The 23,594-nt window shown below is 41.3% G+C and carries 24 protein-coding genes and 1 pseudogene; 19 read left to right on the top strand and 6 right to left on the bottom strand.

Annotated elements, in window-relative coordinates:
• Positions 1-1,630 (bottom strand): annotated as a pseudogene (locus tag ACYX4W_RS12475) (diacylglycerol kinase family protein).
• 150 nt (positions 1,631-1,780) lie between these two features.
• Here ACYX4W_RS12475 and ACYX4W_RS12480 point away from each other — a divergent pair.
• Both ACYX4W_RS12480 and ACYX4W_RS12485 read left to right on the top strand, forming a co-directional pair.
• Complete coding sequence (locus ACYX4W_RS12480) at positions 1,781-2,311, top strand: DUF2878 domain-containing protein (RefSeq protein WP_476054190.1); 531 nt, start codon at positions 1,781-1,783, stop codon at positions 2,309-2,311.
• Positions 2,312-2,330: 19 nt separating this feature from the next.
• The gene (locus ACYX4W_RS12485; RefSeq protein ID WP_474806987.1) at positions 2,331-3,035 is read left to right on the top strand and encodes an SDR family NAD(P)-dependent oxidoreductase; all 705 of its coding nucleotides are present in this window, start codon (positions 2,331-2,333) and stop codon (positions 3,033-3,035) included.
• 144 nt (positions 3,036-3,179) lie between these two features.
• Here ACYX4W_RS12485 and ACYX4W_RS12490 read toward each other — a convergent pair whose 3' ends face one another.
• Positions 3,180-4,010, bottom strand: a complete 831-nt coding sequence (locus ACYX4W_RS12490) for an HAD family hydrolase (protein ID WP_476073395.1) — start codon at positions 4,008-4,010, stop codon at positions 3,180-3,182.
• 190 nt (positions 4,011-4,200) lie between these two features.
• Positions 4,201-4,533, bottom strand: coding sequence for a hypothetical protein (locus tag ACYX4W_RS12495; RefSeq protein WP_476073396.1), 333 nt, complete (start codon positions 4,531-4,533; stop codon positions 4,201-4,203).
• 938 nt (positions 4,534-5,471) lie between these two features.
• Between ACYX4W_RS12495 and ACYX4W_RS12500 the strand changes: the two genes are divergently transcribed.
• The 5 genes from ACYX4W_RS12500 (at position 5,472) to ACYX4W_RS12520 (ending at position 11,853) form a co-directional block, all read left to right on the top strand.
• Positions 5,472-6,518, top strand: a complete 1,047-nt coding sequence (locus ACYX4W_RS12500) for a DNA topoisomerase IB (protein ID WP_476073397.1) — start codon at positions 5,472-5,474, stop codon at positions 6,516-6,518.
• 368 nt (positions 6,519-6,886) lie between these two features.
• Positions 6,887-8,401: a sodium/proline symporter PutP gene (gene putP / locus ACYX4W_RS12505; RefSeq protein WP_476073398.1), complete on the top strand. Its 1,515-nt coding sequence runs from the start codon at positions 6,887-6,889 to the stop codon at positions 8,399-8,401.
• Positions 8,402-8,417: 16 nt separating this feature from the next.
• Positions 8,418-9,527: a glutamate 5-kinase gene (gene proB, locus ACYX4W_RS12510; protein ID WP_474806981.1), complete on the top strand. Its 1,110-nt coding sequence runs from the start codon at positions 8,418-8,420 to the stop codon at positions 9,525-9,527.
• Entirely contained in the window at positions 9,524-10,771 is a 1,248-nt protein-coding gene (locus tag ACYX4W_RS12515) for a glutamate-5-semialdehyde dehydrogenase (protein WP_476073399.1), read from the top strand. Before proB ends, ACYX4W_RS12515 begins: the two co-directional genes overlap by 4 nt.
• A gap of 131 nt (positions 10,772-10,902) precedes the next feature.
• Positions 10,903-11,853 carry a mechanosensitive ion channel family protein gene (locus ACYX4W_RS12520; protein ID WP_476073400.1) on the top strand — a complete coding sequence of 317 codons (951 nt, stop codon included), beginning with the start codon at positions 10,903-10,905 and terminating at the stop codon, positions 11,851-11,853.
• A 76-nt stretch (positions 11,854-11,929) separates the two neighbouring features.
• On the opposite strand, the gene ACYX4W_RS12525 is transcribed toward ACYX4W_RS12520, so the two are convergent.
• Complete coding sequence (locus ACYX4W_RS12525; RefSeq protein WP_334058436.1) at positions 11,930-12,484, bottom strand: HNH endonuclease; 555 nt, start codon at positions 12,482-12,484, stop codon at positions 11,930-11,932.
• 340 nt (positions 12,485-12,824) lie between these two features.
• Between ACYX4W_RS12525 and pnp the strand changes: the two genes are divergently transcribed.
• The 12 genes from pnp to ACYX4W_RS12585 all read left to right on the top strand — a co-directional run bounded on the left by pnp (position 12,825) and on the right by ACYX4W_RS12585 (position 22,792).
• Positions 12,825-14,936 (top strand): polyribonucleotide nucleotidyltransferase, encoded by a 2,112-nt coding sequence (gene pnp / locus ACYX4W_RS12530; protein WP_476073401.1) that lies wholly within the window; start codon positions 12,825-12,827, stop codon positions 14,934-14,936.
• A gap of 176 nt (positions 14,937-15,112) precedes the next feature.
• A complete protein-coding gene (locus ACYX4W_RS12535; protein WP_012518312.1) occupies positions 15,113-15,406 on the top strand; it encodes a DUF1244 domain-containing protein in 294 nt (97 codons plus the stop codon).
• 286 nt (positions 15,407-15,692) lie between these two features.
• Positions 15,693-16,847 carry a hypothetical protein gene (locus ACYX4W_RS12540; protein WP_476073402.1) on the top strand — a complete coding sequence of 385 codons (1,155 nt, stop codon included), beginning with the start codon at positions 15,693-15,695 and terminating at the stop codon, positions 16,845-16,847.
• 407 nt (positions 16,848-17,254) lie between these two features.
• Positions 17,255-17,572: a DUF6419 family natural product biosynthesis protein gene (locus ACYX4W_RS12545; RefSeq protein WP_476073403.1), complete on the top strand. Its 318-nt coding sequence runs from the start codon at positions 17,255-17,257 to the stop codon at positions 17,570-17,572.
• A 126-nt stretch (positions 17,573-17,698) separates the two neighbouring features.
• A complete protein-coding gene (locus ACYX4W_RS12550; RefSeq protein ID WP_476073404.1) occupies positions 17,699-17,986 on the top strand; it encodes a hypothetical protein in 288 nt (95 codons plus the stop codon).
• Positions 17,987-18,045: 59 nt separating this feature from the next.
• Complete coding sequence (locus ACYX4W_RS12555) at positions 18,046-18,273, top strand: hypothetical protein (RefSeq protein ID WP_476073405.1); 228 nt, start codon at positions 18,046-18,048, stop codon at positions 18,271-18,273.
• Between the two features lie 137 nt (positions 18,274-18,410).
• On the top strand, positions 18,411-19,229 hold the full coding sequence (locus ACYX4W_RS12560; protein WP_476073406.1) for a hypothetical protein: 819 nt from the start codon (positions 18,411-18,413) through the stop codon (positions 19,227-19,229).
• 425 nt (positions 19,230-19,654) lie between these two features.
• Complete coding sequence (locus tag ACYX4W_RS12565) at positions 19,655-19,969, top strand: hypothetical protein (RefSeq protein ID WP_476073407.1); 315 nt, start codon at positions 19,655-19,657, stop codon at positions 19,967-19,969.
• 136 nt (positions 19,970-20,105) lie between these two features.
• Positions 20,106-20,594 carry a hypothetical protein gene (locus tag ACYX4W_RS12570; RefSeq protein WP_476073408.1) on the top strand — a complete coding sequence of 163 codons (489 nt, stop codon included), beginning with the start codon at positions 20,106-20,108 and terminating at the stop codon, positions 20,592-20,594.
• A 344-nt stretch (positions 20,595-20,938) separates the two neighbouring features.
• Positions 20,939-21,448 (top strand): hypothetical protein, encoded by a 510-nt coding sequence (locus ACYX4W_RS12575; protein ID WP_476073409.1) that lies wholly within the window; start codon positions 20,939-20,941, stop codon positions 21,446-21,448.
• A gap of 425 nt (positions 21,449-21,873) precedes the next feature.
• On the top strand, positions 21,874-22,296 hold the full coding sequence (locus ACYX4W_RS12580; protein ID WP_476073410.1) for a hypothetical protein: 423 nt from the start codon (positions 21,874-21,876) through the stop codon (positions 22,294-22,296).
• Between the two features lie 136 nt (positions 22,297-22,432).
• Positions 22,433-22,792, top strand: coding sequence for a hypothetical protein (locus ACYX4W_RS12585; protein ID WP_474806948.1), 360 nt, complete (start codon positions 22,433-22,435; stop codon positions 22,790-22,792).
• A gap of 97 nt (positions 22,793-22,889) precedes the next feature.
• Here ACYX4W_RS12585 and ACYX4W_RS12590 read toward each other — a convergent pair whose 3' ends face one another.
• Together ACYX4W_RS12590 and ACYX4W_RS12595 are read right to left on the bottom strand one after the other, a co-directional pair.
• Positions 22,890-23,207, bottom strand: coding sequence for a CcdB family protein (locus ACYX4W_RS12590; RefSeq protein ID WP_476054173.1), 318 nt, complete (start codon positions 23,205-23,207; stop codon positions 22,890-22,892).
• The gene (locus ACYX4W_RS12595; protein WP_476073411.1) at positions 23,207-23,452 is read right to left on the bottom strand and encodes a type II toxin-antitoxin system CcdA family antitoxin; all 246 of its coding nucleotides are present in this window, start codon (positions 23,450-23,452) and stop codon (positions 23,207-23,209) included. The genes ACYX4W_RS12590 and ACYX4W_RS12595 overlap by 1 nt, the downstream gene beginning before the upstream one ends.
• Positions 23,453-23,594: the final 142 nt, after the last annotated feature.

The following is a 23,594-nucleotide window of genomic DNA, read 5'->3' on the forward strand; positions in this document are numbered from 1 at the left end:
TTAATCCTTATCTTCAAAGTTGGCGAGTACGGTGAGACTTCTAGGAACGGTTTTTATAACAAGTTTATCGCCTTCATAGATTTCACCATCTACTGCATAGGCAGTAGGCTTATCGAATGTCAATGTTATAGATGATGCGCGTTCATGGCGTATGGAGTCTGATTGCTTTTTTGATTCGGCAGGGCTTAAAACGAGTTCGGCTAACGATGCAAACTGTCTGTCAGAGCTTGGTTGTGGCAATAGCCAGGTAAGATCTAATTTTCCGTCGGTAATATCTGGCTGCTCTGCGCCTTGCGCCAATGCCGTCGTCATAGGTGCAGCGTTGGCGATAACAAAACTAGGTGTTTCTAGTGTTTCAGACCGCTTTATCATCTTTTGCTACTTCAAATGTCATGTTTTCGTTATTAGAAATGGCATTCCACAGTCCTTTTAAATAGGCGAACTGCCCGCCCACGTTCTTTTCTTCTCTATCAGCGGCCGAAATCATTTGCTCTTCAAACCCGACGGCTGCTACCAACAACATGACCTTATCGTTACAGGTTGCGGTATCAATCTTTAACGTGTCACCCCTTATTATGATGTCGCACGCTGTGCTTATAGGCATAACCTTACTAACATATCCGTGCAGTACTTGGCTAAGCGCATTGGCCGTTCCAAAGGGGATAATACCCATTGTGATGTCAGTATTAATTAACGCGGACGCAACTTCGGTCAACGTACCGTCTCCACCACAGGCAATGACAATCTCCGCTTTTTCATCTTTGGCCTGTTCTGCTAACGCTTTGCCGTCTATTTCAGGTGTGGTTTCTTTTATCGTTACCTTAAACTTTTCATTCAGTCTAGAAAGGACTTCGTCTCGGTACTGCTTCCATTTACCGCCGCCCGCCACCGGGTTTACAATCAATGTAAGATCTTTTCGTAAAGACAAGAGCCCGCCATCTCTTACTTTTTGTAACGACGCTAACTGTCGCTTATTGAGCCTTGCCGTTTGGCGTATTTGATTAATCTGTTTTAAGGCTTCATCTACACTTAAGTTTGGATTTTTTGCCAGAAGGTAAGCTGCTACCACTAGCACCGAACGGCCTCGGCCAAGTGCGCAGTGAACAACAACGTTTTTGTTGTCAGATATCTGTTGATTGAGCCAGTTGATAGCAAGAACAAGTTGCTCTGAGGTGGGACTAGTATGGTCCAAAACGGGTATGTTTAAATACTTATAATCTTCTTGATACGCTGTCCAATCTAACCCGTCAAACTCTGCGGTTACATCGAGGATGGCATCGACATTGTTTTCGTTAAGCAGGTCTACGTGCTTATTAGACATGCGGCATGCGAGAAAAAGATGAGGTTCAATTTTTTGGAGTGGGGGAACCTTGTCGGTTCTCCGTGCATACTCGTTGTAAAGCCACGAACCCAGTAAGAAGGGTACGAAAACCCAACGGATATAGAAGGGAATAGATCCATCTTCGCGTTTGCGAAATAGACTTGGGTAATTAAGTAAATAGGCACTGCTTACCGCTATAAGCGAAAAGGCTGTCCATCCAAATGCAATTTTTAGCAATATCACAGGCACAGTTAGCGTTAGCACCAACGCTAGTAGTGCACCCAGTATGTAGTACTTAACCATTTTCACGAATAACACATCCTTTGTAATTGGAAAAAGCAAATAGCTTATGCATTCATACTTACACCCGTTTGTTTTCGTTTACTTTTGATAGCTTAGATTTGAACTATCACTAGACGGTAAGCGTATATTTTTTTATGAAAAGTAAGAGTGTTCGTAATGAATAAAACTGTGGTACTTAAAGTTGCCAATTTCGCCTGGTTTCAAGCCATATGGTGGTTAGTGATTCTGTTTCAAAATAGCGCTGTACTTCCCGTATTAGGGCTACTTTTGATTTGGATTGTATTCTCCCCGAAACGCGTCGAAGACCTAAAGCTTATGAGTGCAGTTTTTCTACTTGGCACTGTGGTCGACGCCTTACTCACTTTAAGCGGGTTATTTATTTTCAATCAGACAGAGGTGCTAGTGAGCTTTTGGCCAATTCCCATATGGCTTAGCCTTCTCTGGGCCGCGTTCGCGGGTACGGTTTATCACAGTCTAACTGCGTTCAACGGTCGAATGGGTATTGCAGCAATCGCGGGGGCTGTCTTTGCGCCTCTTAGCTATATAGCTGGAGCCAAGTTCGGTGCGGTCGAGTTAGGTACCAGCATGATGCTCTCTTATATTTTTATCGCTTTAGTGTGGAGTGTGATTTTCCCGCTGTGTTTTTATTTATCCAATCGTTTTGAGGCAAAACAAGCCCAAGCGTAAATGCAAGGAGTGTATTGGTATGACGAAAAACGTATTAGTAACTGGTGGCAATCGAGGTATAGGCCTGGAAATAGTGAAAGGAATGCTGTCTAAAGGCTACAAAGTATTGATGGGATGTCGAGATGAAGAGTCCGGTCTTGAAGCTAAAAAGGAAATAGTAGGTGGGGATATACATGTTATTGAACTGCCCCTTGATAACGAAACTGCCATTGTAGACGCGTTTGTGCGTGCTGAAGCCGTGTATGGCCCTATCGATATTCTGATAAATAACGCGGGGATATTAGACGATACCGATTGGAAAGAAGTTAATTCTGAAAGTTTAGCGAAATCTATGCAGGTGAACGTGAGTGCTCCTTTAACACTTATTCAGCAAACTTTACCGCAAATGATTGAACGAGGGTATGGTCGCATTATTAACATAAGCTCCAGTTACGGTAGCTTTGCGGAAGGCTTAAAAGGGCCTTTATGCTATGCAGTAACGAAAGCCGCCATTAATGCTCTTACCGTAAAGATGGCTGCCGAGGTCGATAAAGCTGCAGATGGCAAAAAGATTGATGTTACGGTAAACAGCATGACGCCTGGCTGGGTGCATACTCGAATGGGTGGCAGCGACGCGCCTAAAACTCCAGAAGAAGGTGCGGATACCGCAATTTGGCTAGCTACTATGGAAGAAGGTGGCCCTCACGGACAGTTCTTAAAAGACAGAGAGCCTATCGAATGGTAGCCCATGAACAAGTGAACATAATCTGGGCCCGCCATCTATAGGATTCAGCAATGGGCCCTTATTGAGGTGGACGCTTATAAAGGCTGGCTACATAAAGGTGGGCTACGTTTTCACCTTGTTCTGTAGCCTAAACGCCGAAAACGGTTAAAGTGAGAATCGCTCTCTTAAAAAGCGAGCGATTCCATCTTCATCATGATGCCCAATTACAGAAGTGGCGGCATCCTTAATATAAGGTTTGGCGTTTGAAGGCGCATAAGCTTCGTCAGCAAGTTTAAACATGCTTAAGTCGTTATCACTATCTCCAAAAACAATAACGTTGCTTGCGTCTAATTGATTGCGTAATGATTCAACTGCGCTGCCTTTATTAGCAAGGTTGTGGTGCACATCCATCCAACGGTACTCGTCGCCTTCAATCGCAGGGCCAGAATAGGCGATTAATTCATCATGCATGTTTAATTGCTTGTACATATCGTACACGAGGGCTGCATCGCCAATCATACTAATATTGGTAATATGAGCATTAGCAGGTAAGGTCTCGATGGCGGCAAGCCGCGCTTTTGTTCGCGAAAAGTATTTTTCTATTAAATCGAATTCTACTTGATGCTTTGGCGCAGAATGATATATCACATGCTCGTGATTAGGGCTGTCCATATTAACCGTGTTAATAAAAGGCGTGATATTGTTTTTAACTGCGTGCTCAATTATAAGATTAACTTCACTTGGGGCGAGCAGATTTTCCAGCGTTAAAGCGTTACCGGTTGGGTCCCATATGGCTACGCCATTATTATAGATGTGAGGTAGTACAAAAGATTGACCCTGCAGTACGAATTGTGCTGAATGCATGGTGCGCCCTGTGGCTACCGTAAAGGCAATATCCTTTTCACTTAGTAAATCCAATGTTTCTCTTGTGAAAGAAGAAATTTCTGAAGACTTATTTAACAAAGTCCCATCTAAATCAAAAAATATCAAATCCATACAATCGGTGCCTAGTCTTTCTTTCAAATTGCTACAAACCAAACGTTAAAGGGCAATATACGCGAAATTCGGTATATTGCCCTTCAATATCTTTTAAGAAACGAGTTTTAAGTAGCAAGCTCAATCAACAATTAAATACTTTAACACATTCTGCCGTTTGACATGCTTTCATGTCATGTAATTAATTTCACTACCGAATTGATTCAACCACGTTATCGCTATGCTGCTTCAACACCTGCGACACCTTTGATGATGATTGAGACTTTCTAAGATTAATCACTAACGCCACTTTGCCATAACGAACGGCATGCCTTACCGTCTGTATCACTTCGTTTCTATCTGGGCGCAAGCCTATTAGCCCAGCTACGAATAGCCCAATAAAGAGGCCAGGGCTAATTAATGCAATGTAGGTAAACAACGGGTTTTGCTGTGTAAGGGCAGGCCCAAATTGAGTTAATAAGAAAGCGGCAATTAAGCCGGCTACAAGTCCAAGTGAACCCAGAAGAAGGTGAGAAGACCACATGCTCTTTCCAATTGATTCGCTGTTTCGCTCTAGCTTTTCGCTCAACTTGGGGTCGCCGGCTTCTATAACCTCTATTTGAGACGGTTCAACCGATGTTTTATTTTGTACTATCTCTAGTACTTCTTGTACTTTCTGCTTTGAACTAAATACAAGCTGCTACTTGTAGCTCATCGTTAGAGACAACATTAGCCCTTAAGTTCTCATGCTCGCTACTTTTAGCGCTTTCTGAATCAACCTTGTTCGAATTTTGAATACTCATATTTAAATCCTCGACTTCTTTCATGGACTCTCTAATTACATCCACTTGATTCGGTTAACGAGTTACTCGCCGATAATGGGGTTCACATAAACCTCGCAAGCAACTGTTTGCAGATGTCTCTTTCAACTGTCTGCAGCTATTTACTATTTGTAATTAACTATTCAATTTGTATTCCGCTGAAGTATGCGTGGTGCTAATACTTTAGTTTAATTTGTGAGGCGGTATTCTCTAAATAACTGAAATGTAGCGATATTCCATGTTCATTACATATGATTTAGTTAATAAAAGGGCGGGTTATCGATGACAAATATCGGGAACGATGGTGCCTCTACCAGCTTTGAAGGTGAAGATGAGAGTTGATACTGCGATTATTTTACACGGGATGTGAAAAATTGTTACAGCGTAGGTTGAAAGCCATTGTTGATAGATAAAGCTCCGGGTAGATAAAGCTCTGGGTAGATAAATAAACTTGGCAAAAGGTTTAGAGGCAAGTGATCAATTACCTTATTTAAGCTGTAAATTCTCCTTATAGTTAAGCGCTGTAGTTCGGGGGGAACTGACCTTTCCACCAAAACGCGACGGCATGTCAGTATTGAAGCAAAGCCGCCCTTAACGCGTGCTCTTACAGCCATTCAGTTGTTATTGTTTTGGGGCAAGTAGGGGAAAGGAGTAACTAAAAATGAAAAGGACTAAAGGCTACTGCAATGTGTATTCAGATGATAGCCACCTGACAATTAAACGCATCCCTTGCGGGAACAAACGTTTTTACTATCGTTATAGCAGTGGCAAAAAAGTAACAGGCGAGCGGGTGATTAAACGTATTAAGAAGCTTGTTATTCCACCCAATTGGCAAAACACTTTTATCAGCCGTGATAGTAAAGCCAGTATACAAGCCGTTGGCTATGATGAGAAAGGACGCAAACAGTATATTTACCATGACAAATGGCACGAACAGCAGCAAGTCGAAAAATTCGAGCGACTGCTTGCTTTCGGCAACGCCCTTTCTAAATTTCGAGAACACTGCCTTTCTTTGATTTCGCAACCAACTTGGACGCAAGAACGAGCATGTGCGCTGGTGTGCCTTCTGCTTGATTACACAGGTGCGAGGGTAGGCAATGCTCAATATAGTAAAGAAAATGAAACGTACGGGCTGACAACCTTGCGGCGTAAACACGTGCAATTACAGTGTGAGGATAGTGTTGAACTTGCGTACATAGGAAAGCATGGTAAACCAAGAACTTTAAAGGTTAACGATCCTGAACTTGCCTCGCTGATTTGCGATTGCGCTCAGCAGCAAGGCTACTGCTTGTTTCGCTATCAAGATAAGAATAAGCATTGGCACGATGTCACTAGCGAGGACGTAAATGCGTTCATTCACAAAGAACTAAGTGAGCAGTTCAGTTGCAAAGATTTTAGAACCTGGGCTTCTAGTCGTTTCGCATTAACCAACCTTCCTTACGTCTATGACCAAGTTAGTAATTCCAGAACCAAAAAGTGGGAAAGCACATTAAGCAAGGTTGTAGCAGCAGAACTTGGAAATACGCCCACAGTATGCCGAAAATATTATATTCATCCGAAGCTATTTACCGTTAAAAACGATAAGAAAGCGTGTGAGATGCTTATAGAAAAGGTGCGTTCACTAAATAATGAAGATTGTACACAACTAACCCAATTGTTGCCTGTAGAAAAGCTTCTTTTGGATGTTATTTCAGCTGAGTGTGTGTAACAAAGCATTTTTAATGAAAATGTTTTAGCTGATAGTAAAGTTGTGCTTTTTCTATGCTTTAAGCGCCAAGTTAGATTGTTTCATGAATAGTTGGTGTTTTGTAAATCTCTGAATATCATAGTTAAAATATCTTTCTTTTTAATTAAAGTACCGTGAAACATGGTTGGTGTTAATTTGAACATCAATGCTGCTTAAACTAAGTTGTTCAAAAATTAAACTTGAAATTTTTTGTCAAATCCTTATATTGTTAGAGCTCTAATGATTATTGTTCGATTTAATTATTTGCATCGACCTATGTTGTTGCAAAAGTTCAGAACGGTAAATCATTGACGAGTTTTCGAAGAGCAATAGAGGAAATAACTAACGTTATGCCAATGGAAAGTTACCTATCACTCGGCGTTTATTTTATAGCGATGTTGGGGATTGGGTTGTTTGCTTACCGACAATCTACCAGTGATATTTCTGGTTATATATTGGGAGGGCGACAAGTAAGCCCTCAAGTTACCGCACTGTCTGCGGGTGCATCTGACATGTCAGGTTGGATGTTAATGGGTCTTCCTGGCGCCATGTATTTAACCGGTTTTGACGCGGTATATATCGCGATAGGCTTGGTTGCTGGTGCTTTAGCTAACTATTTACTAGTAGCGCCTAAACTTCGCGTTTATACCGAAGTGGCTAATGACTCACTTACTGTGCCTGAATTCTTTGCCAAGCGCTTCAATAAGCCAAATTCAAGCTTACGAATCGTTTCGGCGGTAATCATTGTACTGTTCTTTACGCTATATACGTCTGCAGGCTTAGTAGCAGGCGGTAAGCTGTTCGAAAGTGCATTTTCGGTCGATTATCAACTGGGCTTGTTTATCACTCTAGGTGTTGTGGTGTCTTACACACTCTTGGGTGGGTTCTTAGCAGTGAGCCTTACAGACTTTGTGCAAGGGTGCATTATGTTTGTGGCATTGGTTTTAGTGCCAATTGTCGCATTTACCGAGTTTGATAGCGTATCGCAAATGACAAGCGCCGCTTATCAATCTGTACCGAATTTTTCAGAATCGTTAGAAACGCTAACGTTAGTCGGTTTGCTTTCGAGTTTAGGGTGGGGCTTAGGTTATTTTGGCCAGCCACACATTATCGTGCGGTTTATGGCAATTCGCTCTGTTAAAGCGATAGGCACAGCACGAAATATTGGCATGTCGTGGATGACAGTGACAATTATTGGTGCATTGGCTACAGGCTTTGTAGGCATTGCTTATGCTAACCAGTTTGGCCTTGCAGTCGACGACCCAGAGACGATATTTATTATTTTCTCGCAGTTGCTTTTCCATCCATTAATTAGTGGATTTTTGATGGCAGCAATTTTGGCGGCCATCATGAGTACAATTTCGTCGCAGTTATTAGTTAGCGCAAGTTCGTTAACAGAAGACATTTACCGCGTAATGGTAAATAAAAAGTCGCCTGAAAAATCGTTAAGTGAAAAGCAAACGGTAACAATTGGGCGATATGGTGTAGCAGGTGTGGCTGTAGTTGCATTGCTGTTAGCCATGGATGCGTCGAACACAATTTTATCTTTAGTGAGTAACGCTTGGGCCGGTTTTGGCGCCGCATTTGGTCCATTAGTACTGTTTTGTCTGTATAAGAAGGACCTGACAGCGAAAGCGGCAATGGCGGGCATGATAAGTGGTGCGGTAACCGTACTGTTTTGGATTTATGCGCCCGTTTTAGCTGACGGTAAAACGTTAAGCAGCGTTATTTATGAAATTATTCCAGGGTTTGCGGTAAGTACGTTAACGCTATATATGGTAAGTCGCCTTAGCGAAAACCCATCGTCGAACGTACAAGAAACGTTTGTGCAAGCCAGTGAAGAATTAGCGAATCAACAATCTTAAGGTTAAAAAGTTTATTATGAGTCATCCTAATTGGAAACGCGTAGTCATCAAAGTAGGTAGTGCACTAATATCGCCCAACCAGCAAGGTTGTAGCAGTCACTACTTACTCAGCATTGCGCAATTTATCGTGCGATGCAGAGCTAACGGTACACAGGTTGTACTCGTGTCTTCCGGTTCTGTCGCAGCGGGTGCGCACCTGTTTCCAGAGCAAGAAAAGTCAGATATCGCGGTTAAGAAAGCCATGGCAGCGGCGGGTCAAACCGAGATGATTGCCACGTGGGACAGACTGTTCGATTTTCCGTCTGCCCAGATGCTACTTACCCATGCTGATTTGAGAGACAGAGAGCGTTACGTAAGTATTCGTGAAACCATATTCAGTTTGTTAGACAACAACATTCTGCCTATCGTGAACGAAAACGATACGGTTACTACCGACAAATTGAAGGTTGGTGACAACGATAATTTATCGGCCATGGTGGCGTCGGCGGCTGAAGCTGATGCACTGATCATCTGTTCAGACATTGATGGGTTGTACGACAAGAACCCACATGAACATGACGACGCAAAACTGCTTAAATCGGTAGATACCATCGATCAGAGCGTTTATGACATGGCTGGTGGTGCGGTTAAAGGCGGTGTTGGCACCGGTGGTATGCGCACCAAAATTGAAGCGGCCGAGAAAGCTGTTTCGCATGGTATAGATACATATATTATTAACGGCTTTACTGAACTGTCGTTTAATATGCTGCTAGCAGGTGAAAACCCAGGCACGCATTTCAAACCTCACGCCAAGCCAATGCAAGAGAATGTGCATTGGATGCGCCATACGTCAAATGCGCAAGGTGAGGTGATAGTAGAAGGCGACTTCGACGACTCTTTACATACTGACGCAGAGCAACTAACTAGTAGCGAAATTATAGACGTGAAAGGTGAGTTCTCGGTAGGTGACACCATATTGGTACGTAAAGAAGACGGCACTAAATTGGTGAAAGCCAAGTCGAACTACAGTAGCTGTTTATTGAATTTTATTGCGAATCAGGAAAGTGAAGAATTCGCCCACGAGTTTGAGGAAAAAACAGGGCCAATTATTTCTGATCAGCACATAGCAAATCTGGAGAAAGAATGAGTATTATTACAGAGTTAGCACAACAGGCGAAAAAAGCTGCACGTACACTGGCAATTCTAAGTGAGAGCCAGAAAAACGCGGTGTTAACTGATATGGCCGCGGCAATTCGTGCAAATAAAAGCAAAATTATTGAAGTAAACGAAAAGGAAGTTGCGCGCGCTAAAGAAAATAATCTAGATGCAGCCATGATTGACCGCCTAATCCTTAACGATGAGCGTATTGAATCAATGGCTGAAGGCATTGAGGTTATTGTTGAACTAGACGATCCGGTAGGCAAAGAGCGTGTTATTGGTACGCGTCCTAACGGAATTGAAATTAAGAAAATGCGTATACCGCTAGGCGTTGTGTGCATGATTTATGAAGCACGTCCTAATGTTACTGCCGACGCGGGCGCGCTGTGCTTTAAATCGGGCAATGCCGTAATTTTACGTGGCGGTAAAGAAGCCCTTGATACAAGTTTAGCCATTGCTGAACTTATGCAAGACGTGCTTGAAAAGCATAACTTGCCTAAAGCGCTAGTTACCGTTGTACCAAACCCAGACCGCGCATTAATGCAAGAGCTAATGGAACAACGCGACTACATCGACGTTATTATTCCACGTGGTGGTGAAGGCCTTATCAACTACGTAACTGATAACGCTAAAGTACCGGTTATCCAGCACTTCAAAGGTGTATGCCACCTTTATGTAGATAAGGATGCTGATTTAGAAAAAGCCATGGCTATACTTCTAAACGGTAAAACCCAGCGTACTGGTGTGTGTAATGCACTTGAAGGTTTGGTTGTACATCAAGCCGTGGCGGGTGATTTCTTACCTAAAGTGGCCGATGCCTTTAAAGAAAAAGGTGTAACGGTTCACGTAAACGAAAAAGGCAGCCAGTATTTTGATGGCGCTGACGTAATTGCAGAAGACGCATACGGCGAAGAGTACCTAGGTTTAGAAATCGCAATTCGCGTTGTTGATGACTTCGAGGGTGCGGTAGACCATATTGCACAGTTCGGTAGTAACCACACAGAAGTTATCGTTACTGAAGATGCTGAGAAAGGTAAGCTATTCCAACGCGCAGTAGATGCAAGTGTGGTAATGGTTAACGCTTCTTCACGCTTCTCTGACGGAAGCCAGCTTGGCTTAGGTGCCGAAATTGGTATCGCTACAACTAAACTACATGCTTACGGTCCAATGGGCCTAGAGTCGTTGACTTCTGAGAAATACCTGGTGAACGGTGAAGGCCAAATTCGCGACTAAATAATACTTGTTGCAACTGGTCGGCATTGTGCCGCAGGTTTACATGCTTCATAATGGAAAGCGCTGACATTCGTCGGCGCTTTTTTATTTTTATTCAAAGATTTACCCTCGCCAGTACAGACGGAGCATACATGGAGATTGTGATAGACCCCACGCAGTTATGGAATCAGCTTATTGCGTTTGCCAATGAGTATAAACTGCTGACATCACTACTACTTTTAATTGTATTGCACTTCTCTAAAAAAGGTGTGTTGTTGCTGATAAGACGCATCAGTTCTCAGCGCGGGGAAGATAGAAGAAACCAGATTAATATTTTAGAGCAGTTAGGGAACGCTTTTATCATCATTGTATTGATGATGGTGTGGAGCTCTGAAATACAAACACTCGCTATATCCATTGCCGCGTTTATGGTTGCTATAGTGCTAGCCACCCGAGAATTTATTCAATGCTTTATGGGCTTCATTTACTACCTGGGCGCAAGGCCATTCAGGGTAGGGGACTGGATCCAAATGAATAATATCATTGGTGAAGTAGTAGAAATGGACTGGGCAAAAACTGCGCTTCTAGAAGTTGACCCAGAAAGCTTTAACTACACGGGTAAACACGTTTACGTACCTAACAGTCAGCTAGTTACCCAAACCGTGCGTAACCTTAACTTTATGCGCCGCTACCGTTTGCACTCGTTTGAAATTGTTAACGAACCTACGGTAAATGCCTATAGCTTAATACCCGCTTTTCACGCCCGCGCTCAAGCGCACTGTGAATACTTTCGCGATGTAGCTGAGCGTTACAAAGGCTTAATTGAACGCCATTTAGAACAAGAGTTTATCCGTATAGACCCAGAAGTTGAGATCAAAACCAATGAGCTGGCAAAAGTAGTGGTAAAGGTAAGCCTTTTCTGCCCGACAGCGGAAGCCCATGAGCTAGAACATAAGATGTGCTCTGACTGGTTAAGCTTGTGGTTTAGAGCGCAAAAAGAAGAGCAAGCGATGCTAATGCAACAGCAAAGCGAGATTGGTAACAGCAATCTTCAAACGCCGGCTGCCACAGAACAACAAACGACAACGAGTACAGGGTTTTAATACTTAACAAAGGAGCGACCTGTTTTCGAATTTACCGGTCGCTCACTGCTTTTTGTTGCCATTTACTCGTTATATTTCATTCGTTACACGTCCATTCCCGCTGGTGGGAAAAATGCCCTTCTAAAAATGCCATCTGGTCTGCCAGTATGCGTCTGTTCATTAAATAAAAGCGCTCGTAAACATTGGGCCTAAACGGCACAGCGAGTAAAGGCATATTCGCTTCTTCAGGTGTTTTAGCGGCTTTAGCATGATTACATCGCTGACAAGCGGTGGCTACATTCGTCCAACTATCTTTTCCGCCGCGAGAGCGGGGTATGATGTGGTCTCGGGTAAGTTGTTTAGGCGTAAACTTATTGCCGCAATACATACACAAATAGCTATCGCGTCTAAACAAGTAGCGGTTGGTAAGGGCAACTTTGCCAGATAAATCTGTCACCTTGCCGTCGCAAGCGATAATACTTGATAGGGTAAGTTCGCTTTGCAGCCCTTCGTGATTCCAGCCACCTTTAAGCGTAATGGCATCGCTGCCAAGCTCGAATAGCACTTTGTCCTGACTGTAAAGCTTTGCGGCTTGTTCAACATCTATCCACTCTTGTGGCATGCCTGCTTTATTAAGTCGAAGTACCAACATGGTTATCTCCTTAGCACACTAATATTAGACGTTCTTGTTATGAATAATCTTTATCGCCCGTAAATGGGTTAATAGCATTCGCTACGGGTTGTTTCTTTGTTCGCTTTTTGTTCTAGCATACGCTGTTTTGTGTCAGTATGATGAAAATATAGTCAATAATTGAAATTTCACAGATATTTCATATAGTCATGGTGCTATAGGTGATAGCGATTTTTCGTAAATTCACTAAATAAATTCCACGCGGTGCTGTATTTGGCAATGGCATTACAGCTACTTCAAAGCTATACTATGCGCCGCGTTTAAAAGCGATAAAATAAAGATTGAAATTAAAGGACAAATAGTGACTCCTATTACTAAATCATTTCAGTATGGACAGCATACTGTAACTCTAGAGACGGGTGTAATAGCTCGTCAGGCGACAACTGCGGTTCTTGCGAGCATGGACGACACGTCTGTACTGGTAACAGTAGTTGGTAAAAAAGAAGCCAAGCCAGATCAAGACTTCTTCCCTCTAACAGTAAACTACCAAGAAAAAGCATATGCTGCGGGTAAAATCCCAGGTGGTTTCTTCAAGCGTGAAGGTCGTCCATCTGAAGGCGAAACATTGACTGCGCGTCTTATCGACCGCCCAATTCGCCCATTATTCCCAGAAGGCTTCAAAAACGAAGTACAAGTTGTTGTTACTGTAATGTCTGCTAACCCAGATATCCCTACAGACATCATCTCTATGATTGGTACTTCTGCAGCGCTTGCTATTTCAGGTATTCCTTTCAACGGCCCAATTGGTGCGGCTCGTGTTGGTTATAGCAACGGCGAATACATTCTAAATACACGCGCAGAAGAGCAAGCTGAAAGCCAGCTTGACCTTGTTGTTGCGGGTACTGAAGGTGCAGTACTTATGGTTGAATCAGAAGCTGACGTGCTTTCTGAAGATACTATGCTAGGTGCGGTAATGTTCGGTCACGAGCAACTTCAAACTGTTGTTAACGCAGTTAACGAATTTGCTGCTGAAGTTGGCACTGAGAAGTGGGACTGGGCACCAGAAGCAGAAAACACTGCACTTAAAGATAAAGTTAAAGCACTAGCTGAAGCAGAAATGACTGCGGCTTACCAGATTTCTGACAAGTTAGAGCGTAAAGACGCGGTAACTGCAGCAACTGACAAAGCACTAGAAGCTATCCTTGCTGAAGACGAAGAACAAGACAAGAAAGAAGTGCTAGACCTTCTTCACGAACTTGAGTCTGACGTAGTACGTTCACGCATCCTTTCTGGCGCGCCACGTATCGACGGTCGTGAGCCTGCAATGATTCGTGCTCTAGACGTAGCAACTGGTATTCTTCCTCGTACACACGGTTCTGCACTATTCACCCGTGGTGAAACGCAGGCAATTGTAGCTGCTACTTTAGGTACAGAGCGTGATGCACAGATGATTGACGAGCTTCAAGGTAAGCGCGACAGCCGTTTCATGCTTCACTACAACTTCCCTCCATACTGTGTTGGTGAAACCGGTATGATTGGTTCGCCTAAGCGTCGTGAAATTGGTCACGGTCGTCTAGCGAAGCGTGGTATTCAAGCAGTAATGCCAAGTGAAGAAGAATTCCCGTACGTAGTACGTGTGGTTTCTGAAATCACAGAATCAAACGGTTCATCTTCAATGGCGTCTGTATGTGGTACTTCACTAGCGCTTATGGATGCAGGTGTTCCAATTAAAGCGTCTGTTGCGGGTATTGCAATGGGCCTTGTTAAGAGTGACGACAACTTTGTTGTACTTTCAGACATTCTTGGCGACGAAGATCACCTTGGTGACATGGACTTTAAAGTAGCGGGTACTACCGACGGTATTACTGCGCTTCAAATGGACATTAAGATTGAAGGTATTACTAAAGAAATCATGCAAATTGCGCTTAAACAAGCAAAAGAAGCACGTTTGCACATTCTTAACGTAATGGACGAAGCAATTGGCGGTCACCGCGAAGAGCTAAGTGAATTTGCTCCACGCATTTACACAATGAAGATTGACCAAGACAAGATTCGTGACGTTATCGGTAAAGGCGGCGCAATGATCCGTCAAATTACTGAAGAGTCTGACACTAACATCGAGATTGAAGACGACGGTACTATCAAAATCTTCGCTACAGAGCGTGCGAAAGCAGACATCGCTATTGGCAAGATTGAGCAAGTAACGGCTGAGATTGAAGTTGGTAAGACTTACAACGGTAAGATTACACGTATTGTAGACTTCGGTGCGTTTGTAGAAGTACTTCCAGGTAAAGAAGGTCTTGTTCACATTTCACAAATCGCTCACGAGCGTGTGAACAAGGTTACTGATTACCTTAAAGAAGGTGAAATGGTTGACGTTAAGGTTATGGAAATCGACCGCCAGAACCGTGTACGTTTAAGCATTAAAGAGCTTCTAGAAAAGCCTGCGCCTAAGTCTGACGACGCAGAGTAATATCAATTAGGTTTTAAACCTAGTTAGTTATGTTTAAGTAAAAAGGGAGCTTGGCTCCCTTTTTTCGTTTTAGGTTTGAAGGGGGTAATGATGGGTTGGGTTTTACCGGTTAATCCATACATTTAAGCCACACATTCAAACCATTACGAAAAGCGCTTTTTTAGAGGTATTAGATAATGGATAAGCAAACGCAAACCGAAGTAGAAGCAGCGGTATTCCGCCGCTTAGTAGAACACCTAGATGCAAATAAAGACGTTCAGAACATTGACCTGATGATTTTGGCCGATTTCTGCCGTAACTGCTTGGCGAAATGGTATTCAGCCGCTGCAAGCGAGCAGGGCGCTGATATCGACTACGAAGCCGCACGTGAAGTGGTATACAAAATGCCGTATTCAGAGTGGAAAGAGAAACACCAGCTTCCTGCTACTGATGAGCAGTTGGAGAAGCTGGCTGCTAGGCAGGGGAAGTAGTTTTTAGTTCGATTGACGTTGAATTATTTGTTTTAGAAGCCAGCGGAAGCTGGCTTTTTTGTGTTTGGCTTGCGTGAAATACACCAAAAGCACCTGAATACAGATATGATATTCTTAATATATTAGCGATAAAAGGTATTTCAGTTTTTCTTTATTTTTCTGTTGGTTGTGGGTTATTGTAGTTATAAATACAAGGACAAGTTCCCGAAAGTTGTGTGGATTCGCATGACGGTTTGGGTACGAGTAAGCTGTTATACGCACAACAAGAACAATCAAGAGGAATAGAATGTCACTAATTAAGAGCTTTAAAGATATGGAGAAAAGCTTTGCCTGGTCTTTTTTAGGCTTTGTAGTGGCAATTGTTTTTGGCCTTATCACAATCTATTTGGAATTTATTAAAGAGAGTCGTCCTGACTTAAACTACATTATATCTGCAAACTCTAGTGTACTTGACGTTAAAGAGAAGCTCGGAAGTTTAGAGGTTCTCTACCAAGGAGAAAGCCTCAGCAAATCTGGGAAAGATCTGAGGCTTATAACCTTCAAGGTTATAAATCAAGGGGATTCTATTATTCTTTCAAATTATTACGATGAGAATGACCCTGTTGGATTCTCTGTTGCTAATGGAATCTTAGCCGATAGTCCAACACTCATGACCGCCAGCAATCAATATTTGAAAGACAAACTGATAATCACAGAAACGAAAGAAGGGAAGGTTCTGTTTTCAAATGTAATATTAGAGCCCGGAGAGTTTTTCGAATTAAAAATATTAGTTTTACATAGTATTAAAGAAAGTCCAGAGTTGACGTCATTTGGAAAAATTGCGTCAGTCAATAGAATAGATATTTTACAGAACTTCTCAGAAAAAGAAGAAACATCCATGCTGGCTGATATTTATGGCGGTGGCATTTTAATTAACCTAGCGAGAGTATGTTCATACGGAATTTTGTTCTTCTTTATACTTTTTATTGTGTTTTCTACTGGAGAGAAAATTTCAGAGATTATCGAACGGCGGAGAAAGGAGAAGATCCTTACAACATTCAAGGAATACGATAGTGACAAGGTCACGGAGAAAGACAACTTTTTCTTTGACTACTATCTTTCAGATGGGGCGGCGGTGGTCCGCAATATTGAAGCTGTATTGACAAATAATGAAAGCTTGAATTATTTGTATGAAGAGACTAAAGATCGCAAGTATTCAAAAAAAAGGAGAAGATACTTTGGTTACAGCGAAGAAGATATTTTTATAGAGCTTAGAAATGAAGGGTTCGTAACAATAGAAGCTGATAATATCGAAGTCGATCATCAACGACTATCAGTGTTGAGGGATTTTGTAAGTTACCTCAAGAGAAAAGGTGAGTTTAAGCGCGATAAATATAGTAGGAACTTTGAAGTAGAAGAAAGTATAAAAGCCAATGTGGCTCAAGCTAGAAAAGCCTTCTGACTTTAGAAAAGCGTATAACAAAGCCAGCCAGAGGGACCAAAAAACCGCCGCTTCGCTCTGGCTTTTCGGCCCCTGCTGGCGGCGTTAGGCGTCATTTACTTACTGCATTAACGTACTTAACAAGACAGGCATATTTGTGTCCCACTGACTTTGACGGTTACGAATGGAACTTGTCTGAAATCACAATTAGCCGAATTTTTAAAATACTAAGAAAAGCAGAAAACGAGTAGGTGGTAGGCTTGGTTCAACGCTTCTTCAGTGTAGGCCAATCATTACAAGTTAGAAAATAATGGGTGGCAACAGAGCGGTTTTTATTATGTAGTTAGTTTATTAACTCGCCGTTTTTACTCTATGCTTTTAGTGATTATTTTATCTCTTCAGCTGCTCGGCAAAAAAAGGGGCAAAACGTGAAAAAACTCTTCTTAATGTTATCTGTGCTTATATCGGTTTTGTGTTTGCTACTGGCCGCTGCGCCATTTACTCCGGCAGTTGCGGGCTCGTTTTTAATGCTTATGCTCGCTGGAGTTTTAGGCTTTAAAGGGTATTCAAAAATAAGCTTGCTTTTGCTTTGTATCAACACCTTTTCGGTAGTTGTCAGCCCTAACATAAACGAGTCTAGTTTTGCCGGATTAACTGTAATATCGGTTATCTTTATTTTCTCTTTCACCGGTGTAGCACTAGGTCTGCCGAAAGGTGTTCAAAGATATGATAGTTGCGTTGATTGACGTTTGAGTATTCAAATACTCAGATGTTAGAGTGGATAATTAAATGGATTAAAAAAACGTTGCCCCGTTTTGTTTCAACCGCGAGAGTTTAAAAACTCGCCGCCTACAAAAGCAAGGATGTTATTTATGGTCAAGTATGAACTTCCCGCCAGAATTGTATTATCGCTATTTACTGTCATTCCTCTTTTTTTCGCTTATTCCACGCTTCAAAGCAGTCAGCCATTGCTATTCATTTCAATGCTTCTTGCATCGGTACTGTTTTTGATAACGCAACTAAATATAAAACAGTTTTTAATGCCTAAACGCCAACCCAATGCCAAATTACTTAATATACAAAAGGCCTTAGGAACCGCTTCGGTTGGTTTATTGATGTTAAATATTGCGTTTAAAGACATTATGTTGCTCCACTACTAAACAAGACAGGCATGTTTGTGTAGCGTTAAATACACCGAAATCATCTGCATGTCGATTTGGTGTTTTTAATAAATGATCGAAAAACGACATTACGGTTTTTTCTTTATTTCTCTGTTGGTTATGGTTTAGAGTTGCGAACTAAACAAGACAGTCATCTTTTTATATTCATTGGTGGCAAAGATGGTAAATTAATTGCCACACAAGACGAATTTGGCAGAAAACCAAATTCGCGAAAGGAATGGTTGGAAAAAGAAAAGCAAGCTCAAGGTATGAAAGATAAATTATGAAACTATTGGCAAAAAAAATCTAACAAGCCAATCAAGTCGGCCCCATAACAGTTGGCTGTGCTCACTTCATTCACAATTTTAGCCAATTATTATCCGGCGCTTATTGGGGCGTTAGCTCTCAGAAAAGGATGTTTTTCATGAGTAATACGGATTTTTTACCTACATCAAATCTATTAAAGACGTCTGAACCAAGTACTAAATTTTGGTTGTTGTTCAAGATTGCTAGTAAGGCTAGGCTAAGGCAAATGCAGAAAGGCCTTATTTACATGAACAGCTTAGATTTTTTCGCCGGGTTGAAAGGTGAAGATGTTTTTGACTTACGTGCAGACAGATTTGAAAATATTCATGCGGTTTTAAGAGCAGGGAATACAACTCTAGGGCACAGTGAGCTGTGGGCAGATATTGATGGTAAAAAATTTAACCTAGGCCCGAGAGCAACATTAACAGCTAAATATAGCGACACTAAGAATATAATGCTTTTTTGCCTGGGTTGTTTATTTGATGGAGAAAATGGAAAAATTCACGGCGAAACATCTGAAGGTCTAGTATTTGACAAGCGGTTTAAAGAGTTTGGTGACCATATACTAATAATTAGAGATTCACGAGAATTTTCTAGAAGATATGTCAATGCAATAAAAAATAGGAAAGGTATCTTTAAGCCAAAGTATCTTCACAAAGGATTTGGACGCATAGAATACAAAAATCTATATTCTTTTTCCGGACCCAAAGGTATATACATGAAAGATTCTCGCTTTGAGTGGCAAAGAGAGTTTCGTTTTGCTTTAGGAGTTGAAGATAAGTTTCTTAATGCACAAGGGGCTTACGAGCTTCGTATAGGAGATATTTCTGATATCACAGAACTTAGTCCACTAAATTCTATTTTAGATAAACCAATTAATATTAAAAGAACACCTGTTCAACAGATTGGCGACAGATGGTTTGCTTTAAAGAACTAGCACATATGAGCCTCCGGGCTGTCAATGAATATTAAACAAGAAACTAAATAAGACAGGCATGTTTGTTTGAATAGCATGACGGTTTGGGGGCGAGTAAACAGTTATACATACACCAAAAGGAGCGATTAGTTGAAGCATTTATGGAAAGTTATTGCTGGCTAAACAAGACAGGCATCTTTGTGTAGCGTTAAATACCCCGAAATCATCTGCATGTCGATTTACTGGTTTTAATAAATGAGCGAAAAACGACAGTACGGTTTTTTCTTTATTTCTCTGTTGGTTATGGTTTAGAGTTGTAAGAAGAAAAAAGGAGAAGTGCCCCAAGATGGTGTGGATTAGCATGACGGTTTGGGGACGAGTAAACTGTTATGTTCTGTTCAACAAATTAGGATTTTTGAAGTAATCATCAAAAAGGAGAAAAAAAGATGAAAAAATTTCTATTATCAACATCACTTTCTGTAATTTTATTATCAGGTTGTGCAAGTGCTCCGAGCCCTTGGGCAGGTGTCCCTTTACAAGAAAGACAGGCATGGTCCGGAATTGGTGTAAATGCTTATGAAGCAAAGCAGTTACGGCAGAACGGGTTTACGCCAATGGATACAAGTGAATGGATTAAGTTAGGTATAAACACACCAGCATCAATTATGTCTTGGTATCGTGCAGGTTTTTCAGCTAAACAAGCATCTAAATGGCTTGCGAAGGGACTAACCCTAGAGGAAGCCATTGAATTAACCGAGTAGCAAGAACATAACAAGGCGCTTAACACGTTCCCTTCGGTCACTGGGACAGTAACGCAGCGGCGCTTCGCTATTATGCCGCTACGTCACTGCCCGTTAGCTTAGCGTTAGATCTACGTCGAATTAAAAGGATGTTTTCATGAAAATTTTAATTTTTGGTCTTGTTTTTATACTTTCTGGCTGTGCAAGTATTCATGATCCTTACCCTGAGAATTACACTGGCCCCTCTGCTCTTATAGGCAGCACTGAAAATAGAGTCGATCAAAGTACCGTCGAGCTGTTCTATTTAGAGAAAATTAATAACAAAGTGATTGTAAATAGTATGGGGGCATCTAGAACAATAACCCAAGGGCAGGGCATCAATTTCACAACTCAACTTATAGAAACAGCAGTTCCTATTCTTAACCAAACTTTCACTATTGTTGGAGCCACAGCACATGCCGCGCCAATTCAAACTCTTTTCTCTGACAACAATATTGTACGTGGAGATATCACTTTTACTCCGCAACCACATACTGAATACATAGTCGAGGGAACGCTTAGTGAGGATTACTCAGCAGTTTGGATTTCAAATAAAGAAACAGGCCAAATCATAGGTAAAGTAATTGAAAGCTCCGAGAGTAAGTAAATCTAACACATATGCAAACTAATAAGACAGGCATCTTAGTAAGGCTTATCATGGCAGGCATGTTTGTGCCCACAAAGATCTTATTAAAAGCGAAAGATAGCAGGTAATTAAATTGAAGTTGATTAAATATCACGTTGATAAAAAGTACATATGGTCTTTACGGATATTTTTCCTGTTAGCGTCAATTCCTTTTGTTTACAACGTTTATGAGACAGTAACCACGAGTGTTGCAATCGACGGTAAATTTACTTTTGTCAAAGATGAGCACCGGGGATATTACTCTTATCTATTTAAGCAACTGGCGATATCATTATTGTTACTATGGTTAGGACTATTTAGCGTTCGTGAGAAAAATAAAAGCTAAACAAGACAGGCATGTTTGTGTCCAATATTTACAGGAAGTTATCGTGAAGTTTTTTCTTATTTTTACAATATTTTTTTTGATAGTTGGTTGCTCATCAACAACTAAATCATACCAAGAGCCAAATGTACCGGAAACAGAATCAGCATTCATTCAGATTGAAGATGTAGGGTTATTTATAGAGTCACATGAGCTAGTAGCTAAGTTTGAAACTATTACTGTTAAGGGAGGTGATGTTATCGCTGAGACATCATTGTTAAGTGAAGTACCGAGAAAATTGGTTCTGCTTCCTGGAGAATATGTTTTTGAAATTCGATGTGCTGATAATAATGGTGCTGGGGGCCTTTTTTCGTGGCACGAAGTCACTTACACGGTAGGTAAAGATGAAAGTTATATCGCTTCTTGTGTTTATTCTAAGTCTGGAGGATTCATGGCGTTTTTATCTAGTAAACAAAACTTTGATGAAGAGCGTGCAAGACTCAGTGGAAAGTAGATATAACAAATGTGTAAAGTACGCGAGCTTTGCTCGCAGGATTCGCTATAACTAAACAGGAGACGCTAAACAAGACAGGCATGTTTATGAACTCTCTAATTAATATTTATTTTCAAGACAGGCATGTTTCTGTACCCCGCTAACATGTAGGCTAGACTAATCAAGACAGGCATGTTTACGTAGTATCTTCGAGTACATTGAAATTTTTTATAATCGCGTGCGTCAGCATTCAACATTGACTAAATAAGACAGGCATAGTTCGCTACTACTAAACAGAAAGGTACTAAACAAAAGACTAAATAAGACAGTCATAGTTCTCTACTACTAAACAGAAAGGTACTAAACAAGACAGGCATGTTTGTTTGAATAGCATGACGGTTTGGGGACGAGTAAACTGTTATACATACACCAAAAGGAGCGATTAGTTGAAGCATTTATGGAAAGTTATTGCGGTTGCTGCAATTGCATTGACTTCCTTTTTCGGCGGTACACTATATGCGGTTAAAAACTACCATCAGGGTGTAACTGAAGGGTTCCTGGTCATGTCTGATCTGGTGAGATCAAACCGTGTTTTCGAAGTTTCTCAGTTAATTAACCTCTATAAACAGAGCGAACAATCGCCTGATGAAGCTAAAGAATTCATGAAACGAATGATACTAATGAAGTTCACTGAAGAAGATAGGTTTAAAGGTGTTTTTGGAGAAAGAGTTGGCGGTGAGGATGGGTTGCTTTTAGCGAACTTGGAAATTGAAGAGTTTATTTCAGAATACCCTCTTAAGGAGTGTGAAACTGAGCCAAAAGAGAAGCAACTTGAATGTAATCTGAAACACATATTGCCCGAGGGGTAGTGTATGTATAACACATATGAGCCTCCGGGCTGTCAATTGTACTACAAACTAAAGAAGACAGGCACTTTATACTTCTGTGTGACGAGATATACATTTTGAGCGTGCCCAATTTCTTTGCTCTTGAGGTTTTAAAAAAGTGAATAATCCAGACGAAGTTTTTCATCATCTCAAAGATATACTGACTCCATATTCCAATGGCATGGTCGTGGTCACTGATAATCCCGATAATTTTTATTTGAACACGCATCACGTTATGAAAAACAAGAAGCCAATGTATTTTGGCTCAGTCAAAATCAATAAGAATTATGTCAGCTTTCATCTGATGCCCGTTTATGTATTTCCAGAATTATTAGAAAGTCTATCGCCAGAGCTTCAAAAACGAATGCAAGGCAAATCTTGCTTTAATTTTAAAGCAACAGATGCCAGACTCTTTCAAAAGCTCAAGGAATTGACTCGGGCAGGGTATGAAAAGTACCAAAAAGCAGGTTACTTGTAGTATCGGCCGGCGCTTAACGCGTGAAACTAAACAGGCATATTTCTTTTCTAGACAGGCATGTTTCTGTATACCCACCTATCTGAGTTGTTATTGAAAGCTATATTCCAGTAATAGCAAAGTCTATTGCACCTATTAGCAATTCGCGGGATTGGTCCAAAGAACCGATGCAGTCCTTGAGCACATCTTCGGGTATGGAACTCAGTTGTTGAGCCAGGAATAGGTACGTCTCGCCTTCGAATTCTATCTCCGGCGTTAGGTTTTTCATGTAAAGACTATTGCTAGTCTTATTCTTTGTCAGCGGTACAATTAACCTTGTTGCTAATTGGTCAATTACGGAGTTCTGAACATCTACAAGAAAAGGGTAAGCTTTATTAGTTTTTGAGCTTGGGTTTCTGTAAACATCAAACTGTGCCATTAGAAGTTCCTGTACTCATCACCTATACAGCCGTTCTCAGCAACAAACTCGTTATACGCAGCTATGGCAGTTTTGTTTTCTTTTTTCCATCTTTCTTCTTCAACGCTTTTTAACTTGTCTTTAAGTGCCTGTTCTAAGGTTGCAGACAGGTTAACTTTTAAGTCTCTAGCTTTTTGTAATAAGTCGCTGTTTAAGCTTAAATTAGTCGCTTTTTTTGGGGCATGGATGTCATATAAATCTTGCATACTATCACTCCAAATTGTTCTACATATTAAGTATACGCATAGAGATGCGCATTGCAAAAAATTAGGTTCTTAACAAGCCCGGGGAATTGTTATATGGAGATGTATACATATAGTGCCTGTCTTACTCTCTATTAAATTGCAA

The sequence above is a fragment of the Alteromonas sp. ABH4_454 genome (assembly GCF_056311775.1).